This window comes from Oleiphilus sp. HI0128, assembly GCF_001635365.1.
Genome location: NZ_LWGG01001404.1, coordinates 1 through 19873, shown reverse-complemented (window position 1 = coordinate 19873; position 19873 = coordinate 1). Strand labels below are relative to the sequence as shown.

Annotated in this window: 22 protein-coding genes; 8 read left to right on the top strand and 14 right to left on the bottom strand. The window is 45.8% G+C overall.

All coding sequences use genetic code 11. The annotated features are described in order from the left end of the window. Positions 1-76: 76 nt before the first annotated feature. From A3763_RS23065 to A3763_RS23025, 10 genes are all read right to left on the bottom strand, one after another. Positions 77-1444, bottom strand: a complete 1368-nt coding sequence (locus A3763_RS23065; RefSeq protein ID WP_082880574.1) for an alkaline phosphatase PhoX — start codon at positions 1442-1444, stop codon at positions 77-79. A gap of 27 nt (positions 1445-1471) precedes the next feature. After that, complete coding sequence (locus A3763_RS27200; RefSeq protein WP_082880573.1) at positions 1472-1960, bottom strand: DUF839 domain-containing protein; 489 nt, start codon at positions 1958-1960, stop codon at positions 1472-1474. A gap of 170 nt (positions 1961-2130) precedes the next feature. Continuing rightward, positions 2131-3021 carry a protease modulator HflK gene (gene hflK / locus A3763_RS23060; RefSeq protein ID WP_068506873.1) on the bottom strand — a complete coding sequence of 297 codons (891 nt, stop codon included), beginning with the start codon at positions 3019-3021 and terminating at the stop codon, positions 2131-2133. Next, positions 3005-3904, bottom strand: a complete 900-nt coding sequence (gene hflC / locus A3763_RS23055) for a protease modulator HflC (RefSeq protein ID WP_156495284.1) — start codon at positions 3902-3904, stop codon at positions 3005-3007. The genes hflK and hflC overlap by 17 nt, the downstream gene beginning before the upstream one ends. A gap of 25 nt (positions 3905-3929) precedes the next feature. Then, complete coding sequence (locus A3763_RS23050) at positions 3930-5594, bottom strand: cation diffusion facilitator family transporter (RefSeq protein ID WP_068506876.1); 1665 nt, start codon at positions 5592-5594, stop codon at positions 3930-3932. A gap of 416 nt (positions 5595-6010) precedes the next feature. After that, positions 6011-6568 (bottom strand): DUF3299 domain-containing protein, encoded by a 558-nt coding sequence (locus tag A3763_RS23045; RefSeq protein ID WP_068506877.1) that lies wholly within the window; start codon positions 6566-6568, stop codon positions 6011-6013. A gap of 10 nt (positions 6569-6578) precedes the next feature. Further along, positions 6579-7841: an FtsX-like permease family protein gene (locus A3763_RS23040; RefSeq protein ID WP_068633881.1), complete on the bottom strand. Its 1263-nt coding sequence runs from the start codon at positions 7839-7841 to the stop codon at positions 6579-6581. Continuing rightward, positions 7838-8611 (bottom strand): ABC transporter ATP-binding protein, encoded by a 774-nt coding sequence (locus A3763_RS23035; protein WP_231872301.1) that lies wholly within the window; start codon positions 8609-8611, stop codon positions 7838-7840. Before A3763_RS23035 ends, A3763_RS23040 begins: the two co-directional genes overlap by 4 nt. After that, a complete protein-coding gene (locus tag A3763_RS23030; protein WP_068633879.1) occupies positions 8580-9176 on the bottom strand; it encodes a DUF2796 domain-containing protein in 597 nt (198 codons plus the stop codon). The genes A3763_RS23035 and A3763_RS23030 overlap by 32 nt, the downstream gene beginning before the upstream one ends. A 65-nt stretch (positions 9177-9241) precedes the next feature. Then, a complete protein-coding gene (locus A3763_RS23025; protein WP_068513298.1) occupies positions 9242-9643 on the bottom strand; it encodes a hypothetical protein in 402 nt (133 codons plus the stop codon). Positions 9644-9825: 182 nt separating this feature from the next. Between A3763_RS23025 and A3763_RS23020 the strand changes: the two genes are divergently transcribed. The 8 genes from A3763_RS23020 to A3763_RS22985 all read left to right on the top strand — a co-directional run bounded on the left by A3763_RS23020 (position 9826) and on the right by A3763_RS22985 (position 17530). Further along, a complete protein-coding gene (locus A3763_RS23020) occupies positions 9826-10551 on the top strand; it encodes a MotA/TolQ/ExbB proton channel family protein (RefSeq protein WP_068633877.1) in 726 nt (241 codons plus the stop codon). Further along, positions 10541-10936, top strand: coding sequence for a biopolymer transporter ExbD (locus A3763_RS23015; RefSeq protein ID WP_068513304.1), 396 nt, complete (start codon positions 10541-10543; stop codon positions 10934-10936). The genes A3763_RS23020 and A3763_RS23015 overlap by 11 nt, the downstream gene beginning before the upstream one ends. Further along, positions 10933-11328 (top strand): biopolymer transporter ExbD, encoded by a 396-nt coding sequence (locus tag A3763_RS23010; RefSeq protein ID WP_068633875.1) that lies wholly within the window; start codon positions 10933-10935, stop codon positions 11326-11328. Before A3763_RS23015 ends, A3763_RS23010 begins: the two co-directional genes overlap by 4 nt. Beyond that, a complete protein-coding gene (locus tag A3763_RS23005; protein ID WP_068633873.1) occupies positions 11325-12194 on the top strand; it encodes an energy transducer TonB in 870 nt (289 codons plus the stop codon). Before A3763_RS23010 ends, A3763_RS23005 begins: the two co-directional genes overlap by 4 nt. A gap of 9 nt (positions 12195-12203) precedes the next feature. Then, positions 12204-14588, top strand: a complete 2385-nt coding sequence (locus A3763_RS23000) for a TonB-dependent siderophore receptor (RefSeq protein ID WP_068633871.1) — start codon at positions 12204-12206, stop codon at positions 14586-14588. 72 nt (positions 14589-14660) lie between these two features. Then, positions 14661-15785: an alpha-hydroxy acid oxidase gene (locus A3763_RS22995; RefSeq protein ID WP_068633869.1), complete on the top strand. Its 1125-nt coding sequence runs from the start codon at positions 14661-14663 to the stop codon at positions 15783-15785. Next, on the top strand, positions 15779-16465 hold the full coding sequence (locus tag A3763_RS22990; RefSeq protein ID WP_068633867.1) for a Fe2+-dependent dioxygenase: 687 nt from the start codon (positions 15779-15781) through the stop codon (positions 16463-16465). Before A3763_RS22995 ends, A3763_RS22990 begins: the two co-directional genes overlap by 7 nt. Positions 16466-16507: 42 nt before the next feature. Beyond that, positions 16508-17530: an extracellular solute-binding protein gene (locus A3763_RS22985; RefSeq protein ID WP_068633865.1), complete on the top strand. Its 1023-nt coding sequence runs from the start codon at positions 16508-16510 to the stop codon at positions 17528-17530. Between the two features lie 170 nt (positions 17531-17700). Here A3763_RS22985 and A3763_RS22980 read toward each other — a convergent pair whose 3' ends face one another. The 4 genes from A3763_RS22980 to A3763_RS29790 all read right to left on the bottom strand — a co-directional run. Then, on the bottom strand, positions 17701-18060 hold the full coding sequence (locus A3763_RS22980) for a type II toxin-antitoxin system RelE/ParE family toxin (RefSeq protein WP_068513323.1): 360 nt from the start codon (positions 18058-18060) through the stop codon (positions 17701-17703). Beyond that, a complete protein-coding gene (locus A3763_RS22975; protein WP_068513326.1) occupies positions 18050-18325 on the bottom strand; it encodes a hypothetical protein in 276 nt (91 codons plus the stop codon). The genes A3763_RS22980 and A3763_RS22975 overlap by 11 nt, the downstream gene beginning before the upstream one ends. Positions 18326-18451: 126 nt before the next feature. Further along, positions 18452-19600 carry a chromate efflux transporter gene (chrA, locus tag A3763_RS22970; RefSeq protein WP_068513329.1) on the bottom strand — a complete coding sequence of 383 codons (1149 nt, stop codon included), beginning with the start codon at positions 19598-19600 and terminating at the stop codon, positions 18452-18454. A gap of 87 nt (positions 19601-19687) precedes the next feature. Then, positions 19688-19873 (bottom strand): hypothetical protein (locus tag A3763_RS29790; protein WP_231872300.1); only part of this gene is annotated, 186 nt, incomplete at its 5' end.

Sequence of the window (19873 nt, the reverse complement as noted above, 5' to 3'; positions counted from 1 at the left end):
TTAGTGTCTGAGAAAAAAGGAGGGCAACAATTCGCCCTCCCCTTGCAGTACTCTTAGAGTACTAACTTAATGAAAACTACAGTGCTGGATCTTCATATACCCAGATAACATTGTTTTCATGATTCCCAGTATCTTCACCAATCAATAGACGACCGTCGTCCATTACAGCTAGGTTATCCGGGTTAGAGATATTGTTAACACTACACTCATTCACATCACGATCAGAGTAGTATGGGCCACCCACAATTGCAGGAACCATAGTATCAACGTCTACGTTGCCAGCGTTTTCTTTCAAGGTCATACGATATACCACACCGCATGGGCCGTGAGTGCCGTCTAGCTGGATATCACCTTCATCATCAGCCATTGTTTTGTCAAATGATGACATAGCCATATACATGTAAGCCTGATCACCATCAGCAGCACCAGCATTCCACCAGTTATCTGCAAGACCATAGTTGATAACGACACCTTCCATCTTACGGAACTCACCCGTCGCGCCCAAAGCAACAGCGGCTTTACGGCTCTCTAGGAAAGCAGGGCGGTCATCAGTAAAGGGATCAGCTGCAACAGAACCGCTGCCATCTAGATCCTGAGAAAGCTTAGCTTCAGCCCAATCATTGATTTGCTGATCAGTAATATAGCTTGGGCTAGCAAGTGTGCCCACATCATATTCAGCAATTGCAGCTTCGATATCAGCTTCAGCACCGTGCGCAAGCTCAATCCACTCAATTGCAAAAGCAGCTTCAGAAGGATCGCTAACACCATTCGTCTGAGTGACTTTCGCAGCGTATAAAGTACCAGAGCTCATATCACCTGCTGCATCAGCAACAAACTTGAAGAACACAACACCCGTTCCGTCATCACTCAAGAATACTGTTTTCTGGTCAGGCATCACTACGCTGTTTTCGTGAGAGAAGCGGCCTTGAAGCTCAAGTTTATTTAGTTCTACGTTTGCAAGCGCTGGGTCTGCAGCAGTGCTAGACGTACCGACTTCAACAATGTAGCCATACTTGTACGGGTTTGGCCATGCACCAGAACCGTCAGTTGGGTAACCCAAGTACTGAGCAAGTGATTGAGGGTTGCTGAAGTATTGATATGATTCATCAAACCAATCAGCCGTGTCATCAAAGTAAAGCTCTTCTGCTGTCAAAGGCGTGCCCCAAGGACTGACAGTACCGAAGCAGTTTACCCACGTTCCATCAACTGAAGAGAAATCTAACATACCTTCAAGAGATATATTTTGGTAACCCGTCTCACCTGCGCCAAGGTTGCTTAGGTTCATACGGCTCATGCTTCCTGGGCGGTCTTCCCAGTTAGTGTATAGGTAGAAGCCTGTACCACCGTCAGAGATAACACCGTTAAAATCCGGGTCATTAGAGCTCTTAATCAGAGTCGTGCCATCGGCAGCAAGAATATCACCCATCTCATTGCCATCGACCAAAGTATCTTCTTGCTGAGCAAGAACTTGCTAACGACCTGTTGCTGTCATAACCACTTCTTTATCAGCAGTTGCAATTGGCGCATCCAAGGCAGCAAAGTTAGCCGGGAAGTTATTGAAGTCTTCACCAACAACAACACCTACAGTGCCCTTGTCAAAAATCTTGCCGTCTGCGTCAGCAGTTGTATTTGAAGAACTTGGGTGCTGTACGTTTAAGAATAATGTGCCATCAGTATTTAAGAACATACCGGTGAATTCTGCACCAACTGGCGCTGTTGCATAGCGCTTTAGCCCCATAGGAATATAGTTAGAAATACCATCGCTACCGTCTGCACCATCAGCGCCATCTGTACCGTTAGTACCATCAGTACCATTCGTTCCATCAACACCTGCTACACCAGCTGCACCTGCAGCACCCGCCTCACCATCATCACCATCTTCACAGCCTGCTAGCGCTAAGGTTGCAAGAAAAATGGCCGACACTAAAGGTCTTTTTGTAAACTTAGAACTCACACTCATCGTAACTCTTCCTCAAATAAAAAATCTTAGAATAGATGTTTTTTGCATGCGAAAGTTTGCAGAGCGGAAGTGAAAGTTTAGTGACATTTATGTGAATTAAAAAATACGGTTTCATCAATATAGAGCAGAAAAACCACATAAAAACGCACCGCGCCACTTGCGTTATAGCGCTATAACGCGGGCACCACAATTAGTCGAGATTCACTTAATAGAGACTTAAGCGTTATTAAGCGAGATTGCTGCATCACCCAGTCTGGGTTCTTGCGGTATTCGTTCAGATTACTAATAAAGCTGGCACTGGCACCTTCGGCTTTCTGTATTTCTTCTTCGATTGTCGCTTTGGCAGATTGATGCAAGGCATTGGCCTCACCTCGCGCTTGAGCCATTCTAGAGTTTCTTATGCTTTTCTGCTCCTGAACTCTTTTTCTTTTTTCCGTTCTCGCGATCGTTGCTTGATCAAAATTCTTTTTAATAGAACCGGGAGGCTTCAGCTTTTTAATTTGGATCGCAGTCAACCTGATACCTAAATTCAAGTCCCGTGCCTGCTGTTGAATGGAGTTCTTTAGATAGCTTTGAAATTGAATTCGACCCGTTGTTAACAAGTCGTTAATTGGTTTGCTGGCGATATATTGGATCACCTCAGCGGATGATACTTCAAATAGCAGCGCTTCAGGGTCGAGCGCCTGCGTACGAAAGATGCCAGGCTCCTCTATGGTATATTGAAGTATCAGACTGACCTCCAATAAGTTCTGATCACCCGTTGTCAGTTCCCGCTGAATTGGCGCCGATGTTTCCTCCACCATGTTCAGTTCCATTGAGCGTACCGAAGTCGCCTGTATCTTCTCTACCGTCTCCATGGGCCAAGGTAAATGATAATGCATGCCAGGCAAGACCTGATCGTCGACTATCTTTCCGAATCGCAATAATATTCCACGCTGCTCAGGACCAACAGAGTAAAAGCCACTTAAGAGATATATCAAAGGCAAGAGCCCTAAAAAGATCACCCACAAGACATGCTTATTTGACGCGAGTATATTTCTTAAATCACTTAGCATATGCATCTGACGCTCCGGGGCTCTCCAACAAGCGCTGAACGAGTGGTGACTCACTAGATAGAACCAAGGTCGTATCGTTGCCCATCATGTCTTTGTATAAATCCATGCTTTTTCGAAACTGGTAGTATTCCGGGTCTTGGGCATAAGCCTCGGTAAATATTTCGGTTGCTCTGGCTTCCCCTTCACCCAACATGGTTTGCGACTCTCGATGCGCTTTAGCCAAAAGCTCACGTACCTCTCGTTCAGATTCAGCCTTAATTTTTTCAGCCTCTTCAGTACCTTCGGCACGATAGCGAGCAGCAATACGTTTTTGCTCTGCAATCATACGGTCATAGATAGCCTGAACATTTTGCCTAGGGAAACCAAAACGGTTCGGGCGAATAGCAAGCACTTCAATACCGTAATCCTGTAAGGCAACCGGAGCACTATTTGCAGTAATTTCCTCAAATATGCTTCGCAAACTGGATTTGTCAGGCCTTGTAGAGAATATGCCACTCAAGGTCGCATGACCTATTGCAGCACCAATATTAGACGTCACCAGATCGGTCAGCCTCGATTGTGCGACTTCGAGATTACGCAAACTACCCAGAAAAAGCTCAGGCTTTGAAATTCGCCATAAAGCGAAGCTCTGAATCACTAAATTTCGACGATCGCTTGTCACATATTCAGATGCAGGTAGCTTAAGTAACTGCATTCGCTTATCCATAAATACCTTGGTCTGAATAGGCGCAGGCAATTTAACCTTTAGCCCTGCTTGAGTGATGGTGCGAACAGGTTTCCCAAACTGCATAATGACGGCAGCTTCATTTTCTTTCACCACTACCAGACAAGTCGTCAGCAGGTAGCCCATGATTATCAGGACTCCAAGAATCCAGGAAACTCTTTTCACACTCTTAACCTCATGTATTAGAAAGTTAGCGACGATCGTTTTGCGGTAACCATAATCGAAGCTGCTGATTGGAAATCTTTGGGTCTATCACAGTAAGTTGTTTACCCTGAACTTGTTTTGCTAAGTTATTTTGACGGCTCTGATAATGAAGCGCTTCGGTTTGGCTCTGAAATAAACTTTGCAAAGGCAAGTATCGATTGATATCTCCCTCGGCACGCTCTATTTGTTCTGCCTTCGTTGCTTGAGCCCGATTAACTTCTCCTAAGGCTTTTGCATTGGCATTCGCCAAATCTTCCTGGCTTTTGGAGTCAGCACTCAATTTAGCCTTTAGCATCTTTTGATAAGCATTGAATCTTTTCCAGTGCGAATCGACGACACTAGGAGGAGCTTTAATAGATTGGATATGAGAGCGAATGTAACGAAGCTCCAAACCGGAAGCAGATAGGTCTTCACGTATCAGCTTATTTAGTCGACTCTCTAAAGGCTTTCTCGGCCCATTAAGTAAAGTCAGGTACTCGTTCTCTGCCGCAAGCGTAAGCAAAGCAGATTCTGCATAGCCGCCAAGGATATCCTTTTGAACTGCCGGATCGAGCAACAACTGATGGTAAGGTTCCAGCGAGAAGTGCAGCTTTAGATTAATATCGACCAGGTTTTCATCACGGCTTAGGAAGAACTCTCCTTCGCCTTTCACCTGAGGACTTTTTCCATCAATTTTGTTTTGCCACAGACCGCTGGCAACAGAACTTTCTTGCTCTATATTCTTACGGGCACTATCGGTATCAACACTCAAAATATTACGGTCTTGAAGAATGACTAGCCCTCCAAGCGGCCAAGGAGCCTTATAGTATAAACCTGGAGACAAGTGCTCATTATCAAAATGATGCAGGAGGTGGCCATAGGCAACGTGCCCGTGAGGCACTATACGAAAGCCACTCAGTAAATATGCAGTGCCCAGCAATGCAGCAAATATCGCCAGGTTTGCAGGTTTTCTAAGCTGTTTAGAATGATGCTGGAGGTGCTGAACCGACGGCATATCCATCAGTTTATCCATCAACGATACTTGCTTCAGCTCTGCACCGGTAAGCAAACTCTTAATACCCGAAATCAAAAGCTCAAGGCCGGCTATCGTAACCATCACAGCAATAATCACTGCGACAATCTCATCGAGGTAGATACCTATCATTGTACCTATCAATGAAAGCAAGACCGCAATTGAAGAAAATACATCGAGTTGACTATGATAACCATCCGCCACCAGAGCCATGGAGTTAGTTTCTTTACCTACCCAGGTTTTTAAACGAGACATTAACCAAGCAATCGCTATACATAACAATATACCTACGATGCCAACCCATAAATGTTGTAAATCTTCTGCCTCTTGGGATTTTATTTCCTGAATAATTTCTACCGGAACGTAAAGAATCAAGCAGGACATTATGATCGCCAGAATAGATTCCAGCTGATGCGCTTTTTCTTCAGAAATGGATAAGCGCCCTTTCTCGACAGAAACGCGAATACAGATGCCACAAAGTAAGGTAAGCGAGACCAAAATATCAGACAGGGAGTGATAAGCGTCAGCAAGTAGCGCTGTACTGCCTGTTATCCACGATGTTACTAACTTGATGGCCGTTAATATCAAGTCTGCAACAATAGCGATTAACGATGTACGAATTCGTCGATCTGAAAACAAGAGGGTCACCTAGTTCAAAAGAGAAGGTGAGTCTCTCAACTAAATGTGACAATTTTGTGTCAGTTTATTTGGAGTCAGAGTAGAACGGCACTTGCTTAAGCATATTTTCAATCTGAATACATGTTTATCTATAGGGTGCAATTCAGATTAAATAAGAGCCATTCATTTAAGGGCCCTTCTTTTGGTTTTCTCCGTGCAGACCATCGGCCGCTCTGTGTCCTTTGTGGTGGATTCATTTTTGGTGTCTTGATCTTCAAGATTAAGGCCCTTAACCACAGAGGGCACAGAGCGCTTTGCTGCACAGAGGAATAATGTTTTTCTAGGCACCCACTGTAAAAAAGTGAAATTCAGTTTAAGTAAGTGCCATACCGCCCGGAGTAAAAACTGGCGTTCTTACTCTGGGCCTAAATATCTATTTAATACTCATAAACCTCGGTGATGGCATCAGTCATGTGGTAGCCCGCAGTCGCAAATTCAGTCATCGACAACTTCGCCTTCATTACCCCACTTACCCAGACAGGCGTCCAAAATTCACTAGTCATTAAGGGCTCTTTTAAAGTCACATAAACGATCTGATTTTCAGGAGGCGGCGGTACATGAATGCAAGCTCCTACATAGGGTACCAGCAAGAATTCCGACACCGAGTCAGCGGTGAATTTGAGAGGAATAATATAACCCGGAATCTTGAGTTTCTGTTGATCAAGAGATTTCACGACTGGTGCAGGCTCCTGAACCTGAGCAGGTATTGGGTTTAGGTCCCCATCGTAAGCCTGCCCCTCGAATGACTCACCTTCAAAGGCGCCGCTTTCGAAAGACTCTCCTTCGAAAAACTCCTGCTCTTGTGGCACCGGAGGCTCCCAACCTTCGGGCATTAAATCATCCCAGGATATCTCTTTATACGTGTCTTTCCCTATTGCAAAAGCAAGCGGAGAGACAACAAGCAACACAACTAAAAGCACTCTTAGTAGCTTCATTTACTTTCTCCTAAAGTTTGATCGACATGCCGTCAGCTAAAGATTGTTTATAGGCTCGATAGCCCGGTATACAGCCGATTAACAAACTCATACCGACGACCGCTGCCACCAAGGCAAGCTGCTCAGAACCGAAGCTAGTCAGCGATATCGTTAAGCCATAGCCTTGCAATAAAGATTGACTCATCAATACAGCACCGAAAAATACCGCCAACCCTAGCGCACACCCAAGCACTGCAAACAGCAAGGACTCTGAGGCCAGCAGTACAAATATCTGGTTCGGCCGGCAACCTAAAGAACGGAGAATCGCAATTTCGCGCCGACGTTCATTTAAACTGCTAAGAATACCCGTTAATAAGCCAACGAAGCTATTCAATAAAACGAAGACTGCAATAATCAGCAAAGCCTTTTCGGCCACACCAATTAACTGCCACAATTCCCCCAAAGCAAGGCCTGGCAATACAGCTAATAAGGGTTCTTTTTTGTATTTGTTTATCGCTCGCTGGATACGGAAAATTTCCATTTTCGACTTTAAGCCCAGCATAAATGCCGTGATTTGTTTTGGTTGAAGATCCATTTCTAGCGTTTGTTCTGCAGTGACCTTGTTCCGAGATTGTGTACCCGACTGCCAATCAATATGTAATGCTTCAATACCTTCCAAACTAACATGAATCGTTCGATCAACAGGCGTGCCTGTGCGGGCAAGTATGCCAGTTAGTATAAAAGGTTTATCATCATGCCGGGAGAACCCGGTATCGTTAACACCGTGCGCCAAGGTCAGCTGATCACCAATTTTATAGCCTAAGCTTTCCGCAATCTCAGCACCAATCACCGCATCATAAACCCCGTCAAAGTGCTTCCCTTGCTCGAAGTCCAGCCCTCTGTCATCAGCAAAGCGGTAGTGTTTGAAATAATCCTGCGTGGTGCCCATCACTCTATAGCCTTTGTGAGAGTCCCCAAGTGAAATTGGAATAGCCCAGGCAACCGACTTGTGTGAAGAGATTTTTTGATAACTATCCCAGCCGATATTGTTGGTTGCATTGCCAATACAAAAAACGGAATACAATAACAACTGCACCGAACCACTTCTCGCGCCGACTAATAAGTCTGTGCCTGAAATCGTATTGGTAAAACTATGCTTAGCCTCTTTACGCACCGTATCGACACTCAGTAATAGAAAAACGCTGATACAAATACTAAACAAGGTTAAGCCACTGGTAAATTTCCGGTTGAGGATACTTTTCAGCGTTAGCTTCATCAGCAGTGCCCAATTCATAACACGGCCTCCTGCCCTTTATTTGAAGACTGTTCGCAAGCGCGGTTGAGTTCGCCTAACTGAATACTGCGATCAAAAGCGGCTTCCAGGCCAGCATCGTGGCTAACAAACAATATGGTCGCACCACTTTGCTTACACTCTTCTAGTAGTAACTGAATAAAGTGTTCACGTGTATCGGCATCCAATGCAGAGGTCGGCTCATCGGCAATAATGAGTTCCGGCGAGCCAATCAAGGCCCGGGCGGCGGCGACACGCTGCTGTTGGCCAACGCTCAAATCAGATACTTTTCGTGTCAGCATGGAGCGATCATTTAGCTGAAGCTGCGATAACAAGCGATAAGCTTCCTCTTCCAGGCTGCCCGACTTTGCTAATACTCGTTGAGTACGCAACTTAGAAAATTTACATGCCAGTGTGATATTTTCAATTACCGACATATAAGGAATCAGGTTAAAAAGCTGAAAGATAAAGCCTATATGATCAGCTCTGAAGTGGTCTCGCCGGCTCTGACGCAGCTTGCTAATATCCGTCCCCAAAACCTCGATACAACCCGCATCAGGTAGGTTGATCCCACCTATAAGGCTTAACAAGGTCGTCTTCCCTGTACCACTCTCCCCTTTAATAAAGACACCTTCGCCACTAAGCACTTCAAACTTGGGGATATCGAGAACATCCCGCTGGCCCGAAGGCCAGCGGAAGCGTAAGTTGTCTACTTTCAACAGTACTTGTTTAGCATCCATATTAGAACGTAATACTCGTTTTACGGTGATCAAGCTCCTGTAAGCTCTGACCTGCGCTTGAAATAACCTGTGCTTCAACCTCCTGAAGAGAATTGAAGAGTTCAAACAAGCTAACCTTTACATCTTTCAGTGCCGCGATATTTTTACACTCGAAATGATACTCAGCTTCAAACTCACTATGTGATGCTTCGTGGTGATCATCATGTTCATCGTGATGCTCGTCATCGTGGTCCTCATGATGCTCGTCATAATGCCCCTTATGCGCTCCTGACAATAGCGCAGAAGAAACCGTTACATGCTCCAATTCGCAACCAGCACTCGAGCTCAATTGAAATAAGCGCTTAGCATCTTTAAGAATGCCCTCAGCTGCTTCGACTTTTGCCTTCTGTTCAGCGGTATTAGGCTGGTGTTCAAAACCAACAATATTCATCGCAGGTGACTTAAACACCATCTGCAACTCGTCCTTTTCCTGAACCACCGTCAATGTTGCATGACCATGTTCATGGGCTTCATGCTCTTCTTCAAAGGCAATCGCTACACGACTAGAAAGGGAAATAACTAAACAAACAAATAAACACTGAACCAGGTAGTTCTTCATACATAACTCCACATTAAAACGCTGTGCTGACGCACAATAAAATAATAAGACTTTAGAAATAAAAACTAAGCCTTAAAAGGTGGCGCTCTAGCGAGAAAGCTAAGGTGTGTATGGTTTGATTCATCCTGCTGACCGGGCCGTTTATAGCTAAGGCCTACAGAGACTAAACCGGAAAAGACATCACTCGGTACACAGCCAGTAAGGGAAGAAACAATCAGACAAGCTTCACACAAAGACTCAAATGCATGCTCAGTAGCAAGCTCCTCATGGTCTTGAGAACCACTGGAATGCTGATGATGAACATGATCGTCATGACTTAGCAGGTAAGGTGCAAAGCTGCTCTCCACGTGCTTCGCGGGATTATCCAAACGAAGATGTTCACTTGCATGGAACATGGCAAAGCTCGATGCAAAGAGCATCGTAAGGGCCAGGAAGTAGTGAAATAAAGCACGCAAGGGTTTAGTCATGCCAGCATTCTAAACAAACACTACAACAATTCAACTTTTGATATTTGGGCATGGAGCCCCCTGCCGACCAACGAGGGGCTCCTCAGCAGATAATTCTCCCGTCATAACACCTCTATTGCAATGCTTCATGATAATCATTATCATTTGCATTATTAATAATGATTTATTTGGAATCCCCCCACATGCAAGCCGAAATTACTCCCAACCAAGCAAGTAACTTGAACGCTAATATGCTTGACCCTCTGATTGAACTATTGAATATCGGTGGCCCAGTCGTCTGGATTCTTCTTGCCCTTTCGGTAATATCCCTGTCTATCGTTTTGTTGAAATGTTGGCAGTACTTTTCGGCGAAGGTCGAACAAAGTGCAGAGTGGGAAGCCAGCTTGTCCGCATGGGAACAAGGCCGTTATGACGAGGCACTCAATACCTTAGACAATAAGCAAGCCATTCCAAAGCTAGTTCTTCATGCCATGGATGGTCACCTAGCCAACGAAGATCAAAACATTCTTGAGCGAGAGCTGACACGCCAAGCCAATCAAATCATCATGGACTTGCGCGGATTGCTGAAGCCATTGGAAGTCATTGCCACCTTAAGCCCATTACTAGGTTTGATGGGAACCGTGCTTGGTATGATTGAGGCCTTTCAGCAAATGCAGTCAGCCGGATCCAATGTCGACCCCGCTGTACTCTCAGGCGGTATCTGGCAAGCCTTGCTCACCACAGCCGCTGGCTTAGCCGTCGCTATCCCCGTTGCGGCAGCTTATGCCTGGTTTGACCGTCGAGCCGAGCGTGTTGCCCATCACATCAATGACTCGGTAAGTCGTGTCTTCACTAAGTTCTCTGCGAACAACACCCCTACCAACGACAGCCCTACCAAGATGGTGAACGAGACTCTTCATGTTGCTTAAGGTTCAAACAAAACCTAAGAACCTCGTCAGCCTAACCCCACTCATTGATGTGGTGTTTATCCTGCTGCTGTTCTTTATGCTCACCTCTAGCTTCAGTCAATTTCGGCAAATTGAACTTGGGCAGTTATCTCAGGGCGCGCACTCAAGTGCAGAACAAAACCGCCTGTTGATTCTCGATAGGAATTTGCTCGAATTAAATGGCACCCAATACTCACTTAGCGATGCAGCTCTCAGCGAGGGCTTAAAGGATATTGCGATGCAGCAGAGCTCTCTTATTGTTGCGGCACTCAGCCAAGTTGATATCCAAAGTTTGGTGTCTGTTCTTGATTTTTGCCGTGCTCAGGGCGTGAGCAATCTCAACCTTGCCGAGTCGGTATCGCGATGAAGCTTATTCATATCGAAGCGTCCAATAACAATAGCCTTAACCTGGACGGTAATATGGTCCCTGCGATCAATATCGTCTTCTTGTTATTGATCTTCTTTATGGTGGCCGGTCAGATTAAATCGCCAAGCAAGAGCCTGGAATTGCCCAATTCACAAAATGATCAGAAAGTGGACGCGAAGACGCTGGTACTGGAAATTCATGCAAATGGAGAATACTTACTGGAAGGTGAGCAAGTTAATGACGAACTTAGCAAAGTGTTTTCTGATCAGACGATCACAGAACTGAGTATACGCATTCACCGCCAGCTTCCCGCTTCTGCATTAGACCCGGTGCTAAAGCTGGCACGAACTTACGGCATGGAAAGCCTGAGCATTCAGACGATTCAGCCATGAAGATCAAAAGTGCTCACATAACAACAGCAAGTCTCTTTGCGATCGCGCTCCACTTTTCCCTGGCACTAGCTTATAGCATCTATAGCTTGCCCTCTACTATTGCCATAAGCGGAGCTCAACAAGCAGGTGAAGACGGCTTAATAGCAGGCCTGGGTCTGGCAGGAAGCTTTGTGGATACCAGTGCCGCGGCCTCAAGTGAAGAAGCACCCAACGAGCAAGTTCAAGAAGAGCTTGTCGATATCAAAGAAACCCAAACACCAGACGAAGTCGCAGAAATCGAACCAGCGCTTGAAGCAATAGAAGAAACAATAGAAGAACCCACACCCGTCGAAACAATTGATATGGAGAAGAAGCAAACAGATCTGCCAGCCGAGCTTCCTGCTCCTGAGCAGGTGGCTAAAAAGCTAGAAACGACTCAACCAGAAACTAAGCAAGCAGAAACAAAGCAGGCTGAAGACAGCAAAACTCAGGAAGACATATTTGATAGTAAACAAAACAGTCGAGCAACTATCAAAGCAACGGGAACAGGGAAAAGCACTACGACAGGAGGTAAACCAGCTATTCAGCAAACTTATCTTTCTCGTATTCTCGCCCATGCTGCGCGCCACAAACGCTACCCACGAAGCGCCCGTCGAGCAGGTGTGACCGGCACTGTTCACGTTAATTTTTATCTAAAAACAAATGGTCGTCTAAAACGACCAAGGATTACAAAAAGTTCGGGAGACCCTCGCCTGGATCAGGAAGCTCTAGACATGCTGCTACGAGCTACCCCCTTTCCAGCGATACCAGAAGAATTGAGCAAGGACGGTCTCGACCTTACCTTGCCGATTGAATTTTCACTCAACTCATCCAACACGCTTTTTTAAGGAAGTATCATGTCTCACAACATTAATAATCCGGCCCGAGACTCGGAAACAAACCACACTACACAAAACCCGAAAACTTTTTCTACGACTCGTTCTTCTGGAACATTAGCCCTGGCGATATCCGGTGCTCTAATGACGGGTATGGCAAGCGCTGAAGAGCCCACTCCAGAAAGCATCAAGCTTGATAAGCTTAAAATTGAAGAGTCTGTCACACCCGACACAAACCCTTATGCGACACCAGGTTCCCCTTACCTAGCGGAACGCCTTTCTGACCCTCGCCGAACAAGAACACTGGCTGAAACTCCGGCAACAATAAATGTTGTGACGACTACACAGGTCGCCGAGTCTGGCCGTAGTGACTTGCGCACTATTTTGGATGGTCAGCCTGGCATTACCCTGGGAACAGGCGAAAACGGAAATGCCTTTGGTGACCGCTATGTTATTCGTGGTCATGAAGCGCGCAGTGATGTCTTCGTCGACGGCTTACGCGACCCGGGCATGACCATTCGTGAAAGTTTCGCTGTTGAGCAAGTTGAAATCAGTAAAGGCCCTAGCGCGAGCTTTGCAGGGCGCGGCACAACAGGTGGAGCGGTGAACTCGGCAACCAAACGTGCAAGCACCGAGTATGACTTTGCGAAAGGCTCTATCGGTATCGGCACCGATTGGCACCACCGCGTCACGGCTGATATCAACCAGGTCATTGATTATGACACTGCCCTACGTGTTAACCTGCTTAAGTCAGGTGAAAATGTTCCCGACCGTGACCCGGCTGACCGAAATCGCGCAGGTGCAGCAATCTCACTATCTCACCAGGTAACAGATCAGCTAGAAATCGTTGCGGATGTCTATCATTTCCGAGGCGAAGATAGCCCGGACTTAGGTACCTACATAGATGGTGATACCGGCAAACCTGTTAAAGATATCCCTTCTTATGTGCAAGATGAGGACTTTCTGAAATCTGAAACCAGTACTGCAACGCTGCGTGTTGGTTATGAATTTAGCCCAACTTCGAGCATTGTGAATCTGACTCGCTACGGTATTACCGAGAATGGTTATGTTGCGACAGGAGCCCGAGGTACAACAGCTTACCCAACACTTGATGATGCTACGAATGATACCAATGGCTTTGAAACTGCTTCGTTAAGTACTCATCAAGGCTGGCAAGACGTTGATTATTTTGCCAATCAATTTAATTTTCTGACTACAAAAGAACTCGGCGAGACAGTTCATGACATCGTGATTGGTGTCGAATATACCGACCAAACGGTTATCAACGGCGTCTATAGCTACACTTCTGAAGGAGCCTCAAACTGCTTCACTTCAGGTCGACGTGGTGTTGGGGAAGGCTATTGTTGGTCAGACGAAAATGGTAATACCGCGACAGACCTCAATACATTGATTCAACGAGATATTGCCCAAGGTGATAAAGACTCAGATTGGAATGTTGAAACCCTTGCGCTCTATTTCATGGATACCGTCGAGTTAAGTGATAATTGGACAGCCTTTGGTGGCGTTCGTTACGACTATTACGACTACAGCACCTTCGCAAACTATGACCCGGATGGCCGAAGCGGCCCCTTAGAAAGTGAGTGGACTGAATTTGCTGACGACGGTGGCTATTGGAACGGCCATATCGGTGCCAGCTATCAGTTTATGGACAATGCAAACGTCTATGCCAGCTTCTCGACTGCAACCAACTTGAATGGTGGTGAGTCGGATGTAGGCACTAGCTGTGGCTATGGTGGTATCTGTGTCGATGCCAGCGACCCTCAATTAGGTGACCCGGAGAAAACACAAAGCATTGAGGTTGGAACGAAGTGGCAATTAAACGATGGCAAGTTACTTGCGACAGCCGCGCTATTCCGCATCACAAAAAATGATGTGATGGAGAGCCCCTCTGGCGATAGCTATAGCACGCTGGGCTCACTGAACACAGGCAAGAACCGAGTAGAAGGTATCGAACTTGGCTTAACGGGGAATATCACTGACAAAATCAGTATGTCTGCAGGTATTGCTGTGATGGATGCCGAAGTATTGGAATCCATTAACGAAGAGGATGAAGGAAAAACCCTAGCAAACTTTGCATATACCTCTGCTTCGCTACATGTGAAATATCAGGCTACGCCACAATGGGCGATAGGTGGTACAGCCACTTATGAAGACGAGCGTTTTGTCGGCCAACCTGATACCGCAGCGAATGAAGAAAGAGGTATTCCAGGTTACACAGTCTTTGATGCCTTCGCGACTTACAAGCATAGCCAGGACCTAAGCCTGCGTCTTAATGTCGGCAACATCTTCGATACCGATTATTACTTGGCCGCTTACCGATCCGGCGCCTTTAATTACATCGGCGACCGTCGCAACGCACGCGTGACGCTTGACTTTAGTCTATAGCCTCTTGCACTAAAAAGTGGGTGGAACTGCCACCCACTTTTCCCCTTTTTATCATCAAGAGAATATATAGCGATGCAGGAAACAACGATACTCGCCCCCTTGGATCATATTCCCGCGGAGGTCTGTTGCGCTCAGGACTACGAGAGCTTGGCTGAACGCTTTATTGCCAAAGACCGATTCAACTATATTGCCAACGGTAGTGGGAAAGACCTAAGTCTTCGCCGCAATCGCAGCGCCTTCGAACAACTTGCATTGCAGCCTCGTCTGCTGCAAGACATGAGTACTAGTAAGACAGATATCAAATTTGCTGAAGCAGACTTGAGCGTGCCTTTTATGCTCGCACCAGTCGCCTATCAAAAACTCGTACACCCGGATGGCGAGCTAGCCACTGCGCATGCCGCCGATGCCATGGGTATTGGTTTAATCTCTAGCACCTTAGCCAGCGTTAAACTAGAGGAAACCGCCCCAAGTGAGCCAGGCGCAATTCGCTGGTTTCAACTCTATGCACAAGACAGTGAAGAGGCAACGCTACACTTGCTTCAACGAGCATTACTAAGCGGTTATCAGGCCATTATGCTAACACTGGACACACCACTACAAGCACCCAGCCACCAAACACTACGATCCGGCTTTCAAATGCCGAAAGAATTACAGCCAGTCAACCTAAGTGACTACCCAAATAACGGCGTTCAAAGCGCTGGAGCAGCCGGCATTTTCCAGCAGCATGTTCAAAAGGCTGTTTCACTCGAGCTGCTTAAGAAAATCATTGCGATCAGCCATGTCCCGGTATGGGCAAAAGGCATTATGAGCACTGAAGATGCTACTTACCTAAAAGATCTAGGCATCGCAGGGATCGTCGTGTCAAACCATGGCGGCAGAGCCCTGGATGGCGTACCCGCAAGCTTGACGGTACTACCCGACATTCGCCAAGCCTTGGGTGATGACTACCCGATTCTTTTTGACAGTGGCATTCGTAGTGGTGCCGATATATTCAAAGCCATTGCCCTAGGCGCTGATGCCGTTCTGATTGGACGTTTGCAAGTCTATGCCTTAAGCATTGCCGGTGCCTTAGGTGTCGCTCACCTGATCAAGCTACTCAAAGAGGAGCTTGAATACACCATGGCGATGACGGGCTGTCGTACAATCCAAGAAATTCGTCATGCAAACCTTAGAAAGCTGGGGACTCCTTTATGCTAATCGTCATTCCCAAAGTGTTATCAAGCGAAGAAGTGAAGCAATTCCGAAGTGCCCTGGATAAATCCTCGTGGCGTGATGGCAGCCAAACCGCCGGTGGCATCGCTATTCACGTCAAACACAATCGTCAACTCGATGACCTGGGCGACACCGCTCAACAACTGGGCCGTGAAATTCTGCGCAAGATATCTCAACATCCTGTTTTTATCTCTGCGGCACTGCCTGACAAAATCTTCCCGCCAAAATTTAATTGCTACGGAGAAGGCGAAACCTACGGCAATCATATCGATGGTTCCCTGATGCAAATACCGGGCACCGCTCAAACAATGCGCACCGATGTTTCATCCACTTTATTTCTGAATTCGCCAGAAGAATATGAAGGTGGCGAGCTCCAAATTCATACTCAGTACGGCATACAAAGTGTCAAATTAGAAGCGGGGGATATGGTGCTCTACCCTTCCACCAGTTTGCATCAGGTTAGCCCCGTCAGAAGAGGGCAACGCCTAGCATCGTTCTTCTGGACGCAAAGCATGGTGCGTGAAGATAGCCAAAGACAAACGCTTTATGAACTCGACCAAAGCATTCAAAACCTAAGCGCGGAACTTGGCTCTGACCATAATCAAGTCACGACCTTAAGCGGCCTTTATCACAACCTAATTCGTCGCTGGGCATCCCCATCATAAGCAAGCCTTATTCAATACCATCGCACCCGAACGGACATAAACATGAGACTTTTTCGACCACTTAAACTGCTGGTGATAAGTATTAGCCTTCCTTTCTGCTTCACCCCCGCTCAAGCCGAAGAGCTTATGGTGTACTCATCGCGTAATGCGAGTTATCTAACACCGATGTTCAATCGCTACGCTTCTGAATCAGGCGTTTCGGTCAGCTACATCATTAACAACAGTAGTGAAGCACTCATCCGAAAGCTCGAAGCTGAAGGAGAGGAAAGTCCAGCGGATATCTTCCTAACGACAGGCGCACTCAATCTGTCACTGGCCTCTCAAAAAGGCGTGCTTGCCAGTATCTCTTCTCGTATCCTGAAAAAAACACTGCCTGAACACCTTCGTTCAAAAGATGATGACTGGTTTGCAATAGCGAAACGCGCCCAGGCGATTGCTTATCACCCTGAAAAGCTTAGCGAATCTGAACTGCAGACTTATGCCAACACCTACGCCGCTCTCGCCGATAGTAAATGGAAAGGCAAGCTGTGTTTACGCTCATCAAGAACTGAGTATTCCCAATCACTGCTAGCAGACCTAAGCCACCGTTATGGCGAAGCAAAAATGCAGACGATAATGAAAGGCTGGGTAAGCAATCTCGTCCATTCACCTATGTCGGACGACTTGGAATTATTCACTGCACTGGAAACAGGAGCTTGTGAGCTAACAATCGCCTACTCCTATTACTTGCCTCGTCACCTTTTGACTCACCCGAATTCTAAAATAGAACTCTTCTGGCCTGAACAGAAAGACGGCGGTGTGCATATCGACATCACCGGCGCAGGCGTCGTAGCCGATTCCGACAATAAAGAACTCGCGCAAGATTTTTTAGAATGGATGCTATCTAAACAAGCACAACCCCAATACTCTCGACTCAGCATGGAATACCCGGCTCACCGAAGAGTCTACCCGGACCGAGCTGTCGCCAAGCATGGAAAATTTAAAGAGAACAAAACCCATGTTGAAGAGTTTTCGCCTTATCAAAGCACTGCGAATGCTATCGCGAGGAAAGCTAGGTATAAGTAAGCAATGTCTGGCTAGGGGTATGAAGTTTTCAATCGTAGCCTGTTTTTAACAGACATGGTCGGCTTGGCCGTTAAAGTGCCACAGGCACACCTAATAGGCCATTATCAATATGGCCTCATTGTCCTGATTTAAGGCTGTCGCAGATTTTTGACTTTGAGCACGCAGCTTTATTAAATTACCGATAACGGGTTAGCCAATATCTCCTTGAGCCTATTCGGCGTATCCATTCTTACACCAAGTATACTTATGACACCTACCCCACCACTTTTAAGCTCCTTCAGGTAAATCACCTCATTCTCATAACGAGTAAAATGAATACTTTCAGTTGTGATGTCTGAGATCATATCAAGAGGAAAAACTCGGGGTCTTAAACCATTGTGTTTACCGGTGTTTGAAATTTCATCTATAGCGTCAAAAAGCCCATCAATATACTTGTCAGCTTGGTTTTCTCCAAATCGTTGAAAACCATAATCCCAAATACTATCTAGCTGAGCCATGGCTAAAGGGGAGTATTTAGCTTCAATCGTCATTTTTTAGGCCATTTCTTTTCAAAGCTCTATTTTTAAATTCATCTCGTTTTATTGGTTTAAATTCGCTTTCTTCAAATCTCAAGCCTTCATTTAAAGAAGACCTAACACGTTCCCACTTAGCCGAATCTTTCCGCTCCATATCTCTACGAATAAGATCTCGTAAATACTCACTGGGAGTCTCATATTCTCCGTTTAAGCCGGTACATTCTTCTAAGTGGCTGCGTAAGCTGCCAGAAACTCGTAACGTAACATTTGGGTTGGCCATATAATCATCCTCAAGTTGCACATATATATATTAATAGATAGTGCAACCTTTGACTAGAAATACATTGAAGAAGAACCCTGGCAGTGGAAGTAACGATTGTTTAGTGGCTTTGCTTATTACACTACTTTATGAAAACCAAGCACGTAACAAACCATAAACAAGAACCAATAGAATGATCCGAATAATTGACAGTTTGAAGGAACGCAGTAAAACAAAAATACTTGCGACAACGGCCATATCTATAGGCTCTTTTACAGAAGTAATAAATACAGGGCTATAGAGCGTTGCTGCTAATAAACCCACCACGCTTGCATTAACACCCACAATGGCACCCGACACTCTTGGATGCTCGGCCAAAACTTTCCAGTGTTGGTTAAACGCTAAGACAAGTAAGAACCCCGGCAAGAAAATCCCCAATGTAGCAATAAATGCGCCTATTAGCGGGCTCTCGTAACTCATCGCCCCTAAGTACGTTGCGAAAGTGAACAAGGGCCCTGGCAACGCTTGGGCGACCGCATAACCGGTGATAAAGCTTTCATGTCCTATGGATTGGGCGAAATAATCTTGTAGTAAAGGCAGCACCACATGGCCACCACCAAAGACTAAACTACCAGCGAGGAAGGTTTCAGAAAACAAGGCAAAGCCATCTAGAGCGCCGGATAGGCACACAACGAAGAGCACAATAAAAAATAATGTACTGAATGAAAATGACAAACCGATACGGCCAGCTTTCTCTACAGACTTGCTACGTAAAGAAAATAAACCAAACATTGCGGCAGCCGAAATACAGAGTATTTGTACAAACGGAATGGGGAAAAGCCATATGATGAGGCATGTAACGAATGCCAGTAGTTGCGTTGTTTTAGTTTGGCAAAAGGACTTCCCCATCGATAATACTGCGTCAGCCACTACCGCAACTGCAAGTAACTTAAATGCGTGAATAAGAGAATCTAGAATAGCGTTGGAACCAAAGCTCGTTAAACCCACGGCTACTAGCAGCATGATTAGGAAAGAAGGCAGGGTAAACCCTACAAAAGCCAAGACTCCTCCAAGTAAGCCCATACGATGAAGGCCTATAGCGAATCCTACCTGACTAGATCCGGGGCCAGGTAGAAACTGGCTTAAAGCGATTAGCTGGCTATATGAAGATTCGGAAATCCACTTTTTGTTTTCAACGAAGGTTTTACGAAAGTAGCCTAAGTGAGCGGCTGGCCCACCAAAACTAGTGCAACCTAAGATAAAGAACTGGGTAAACAACGATATCGCGTTTTTCATAAGAGCTAAGAAGAATAAGATAAAGTGGAAAAATGATATTTAGGGCCATGATATTTAGACTAAGAGTAAAAACGCCTGCTTTTACTCTTAGCCCAATTGTCGCTCGACATAATACAGCCCTTGTTTATATAAAGGCTTTAGATTTTCTTCTGACACCCAGTTGTACTTTGCGCAATATATTTCCTTAAACTTTTCGATATTGTTATGCGCTTTAAAGTTGGTCGCCAAAACAAAAGCTGTGTCATGGGCGTATTTAAGCGCTGATAAAAACAG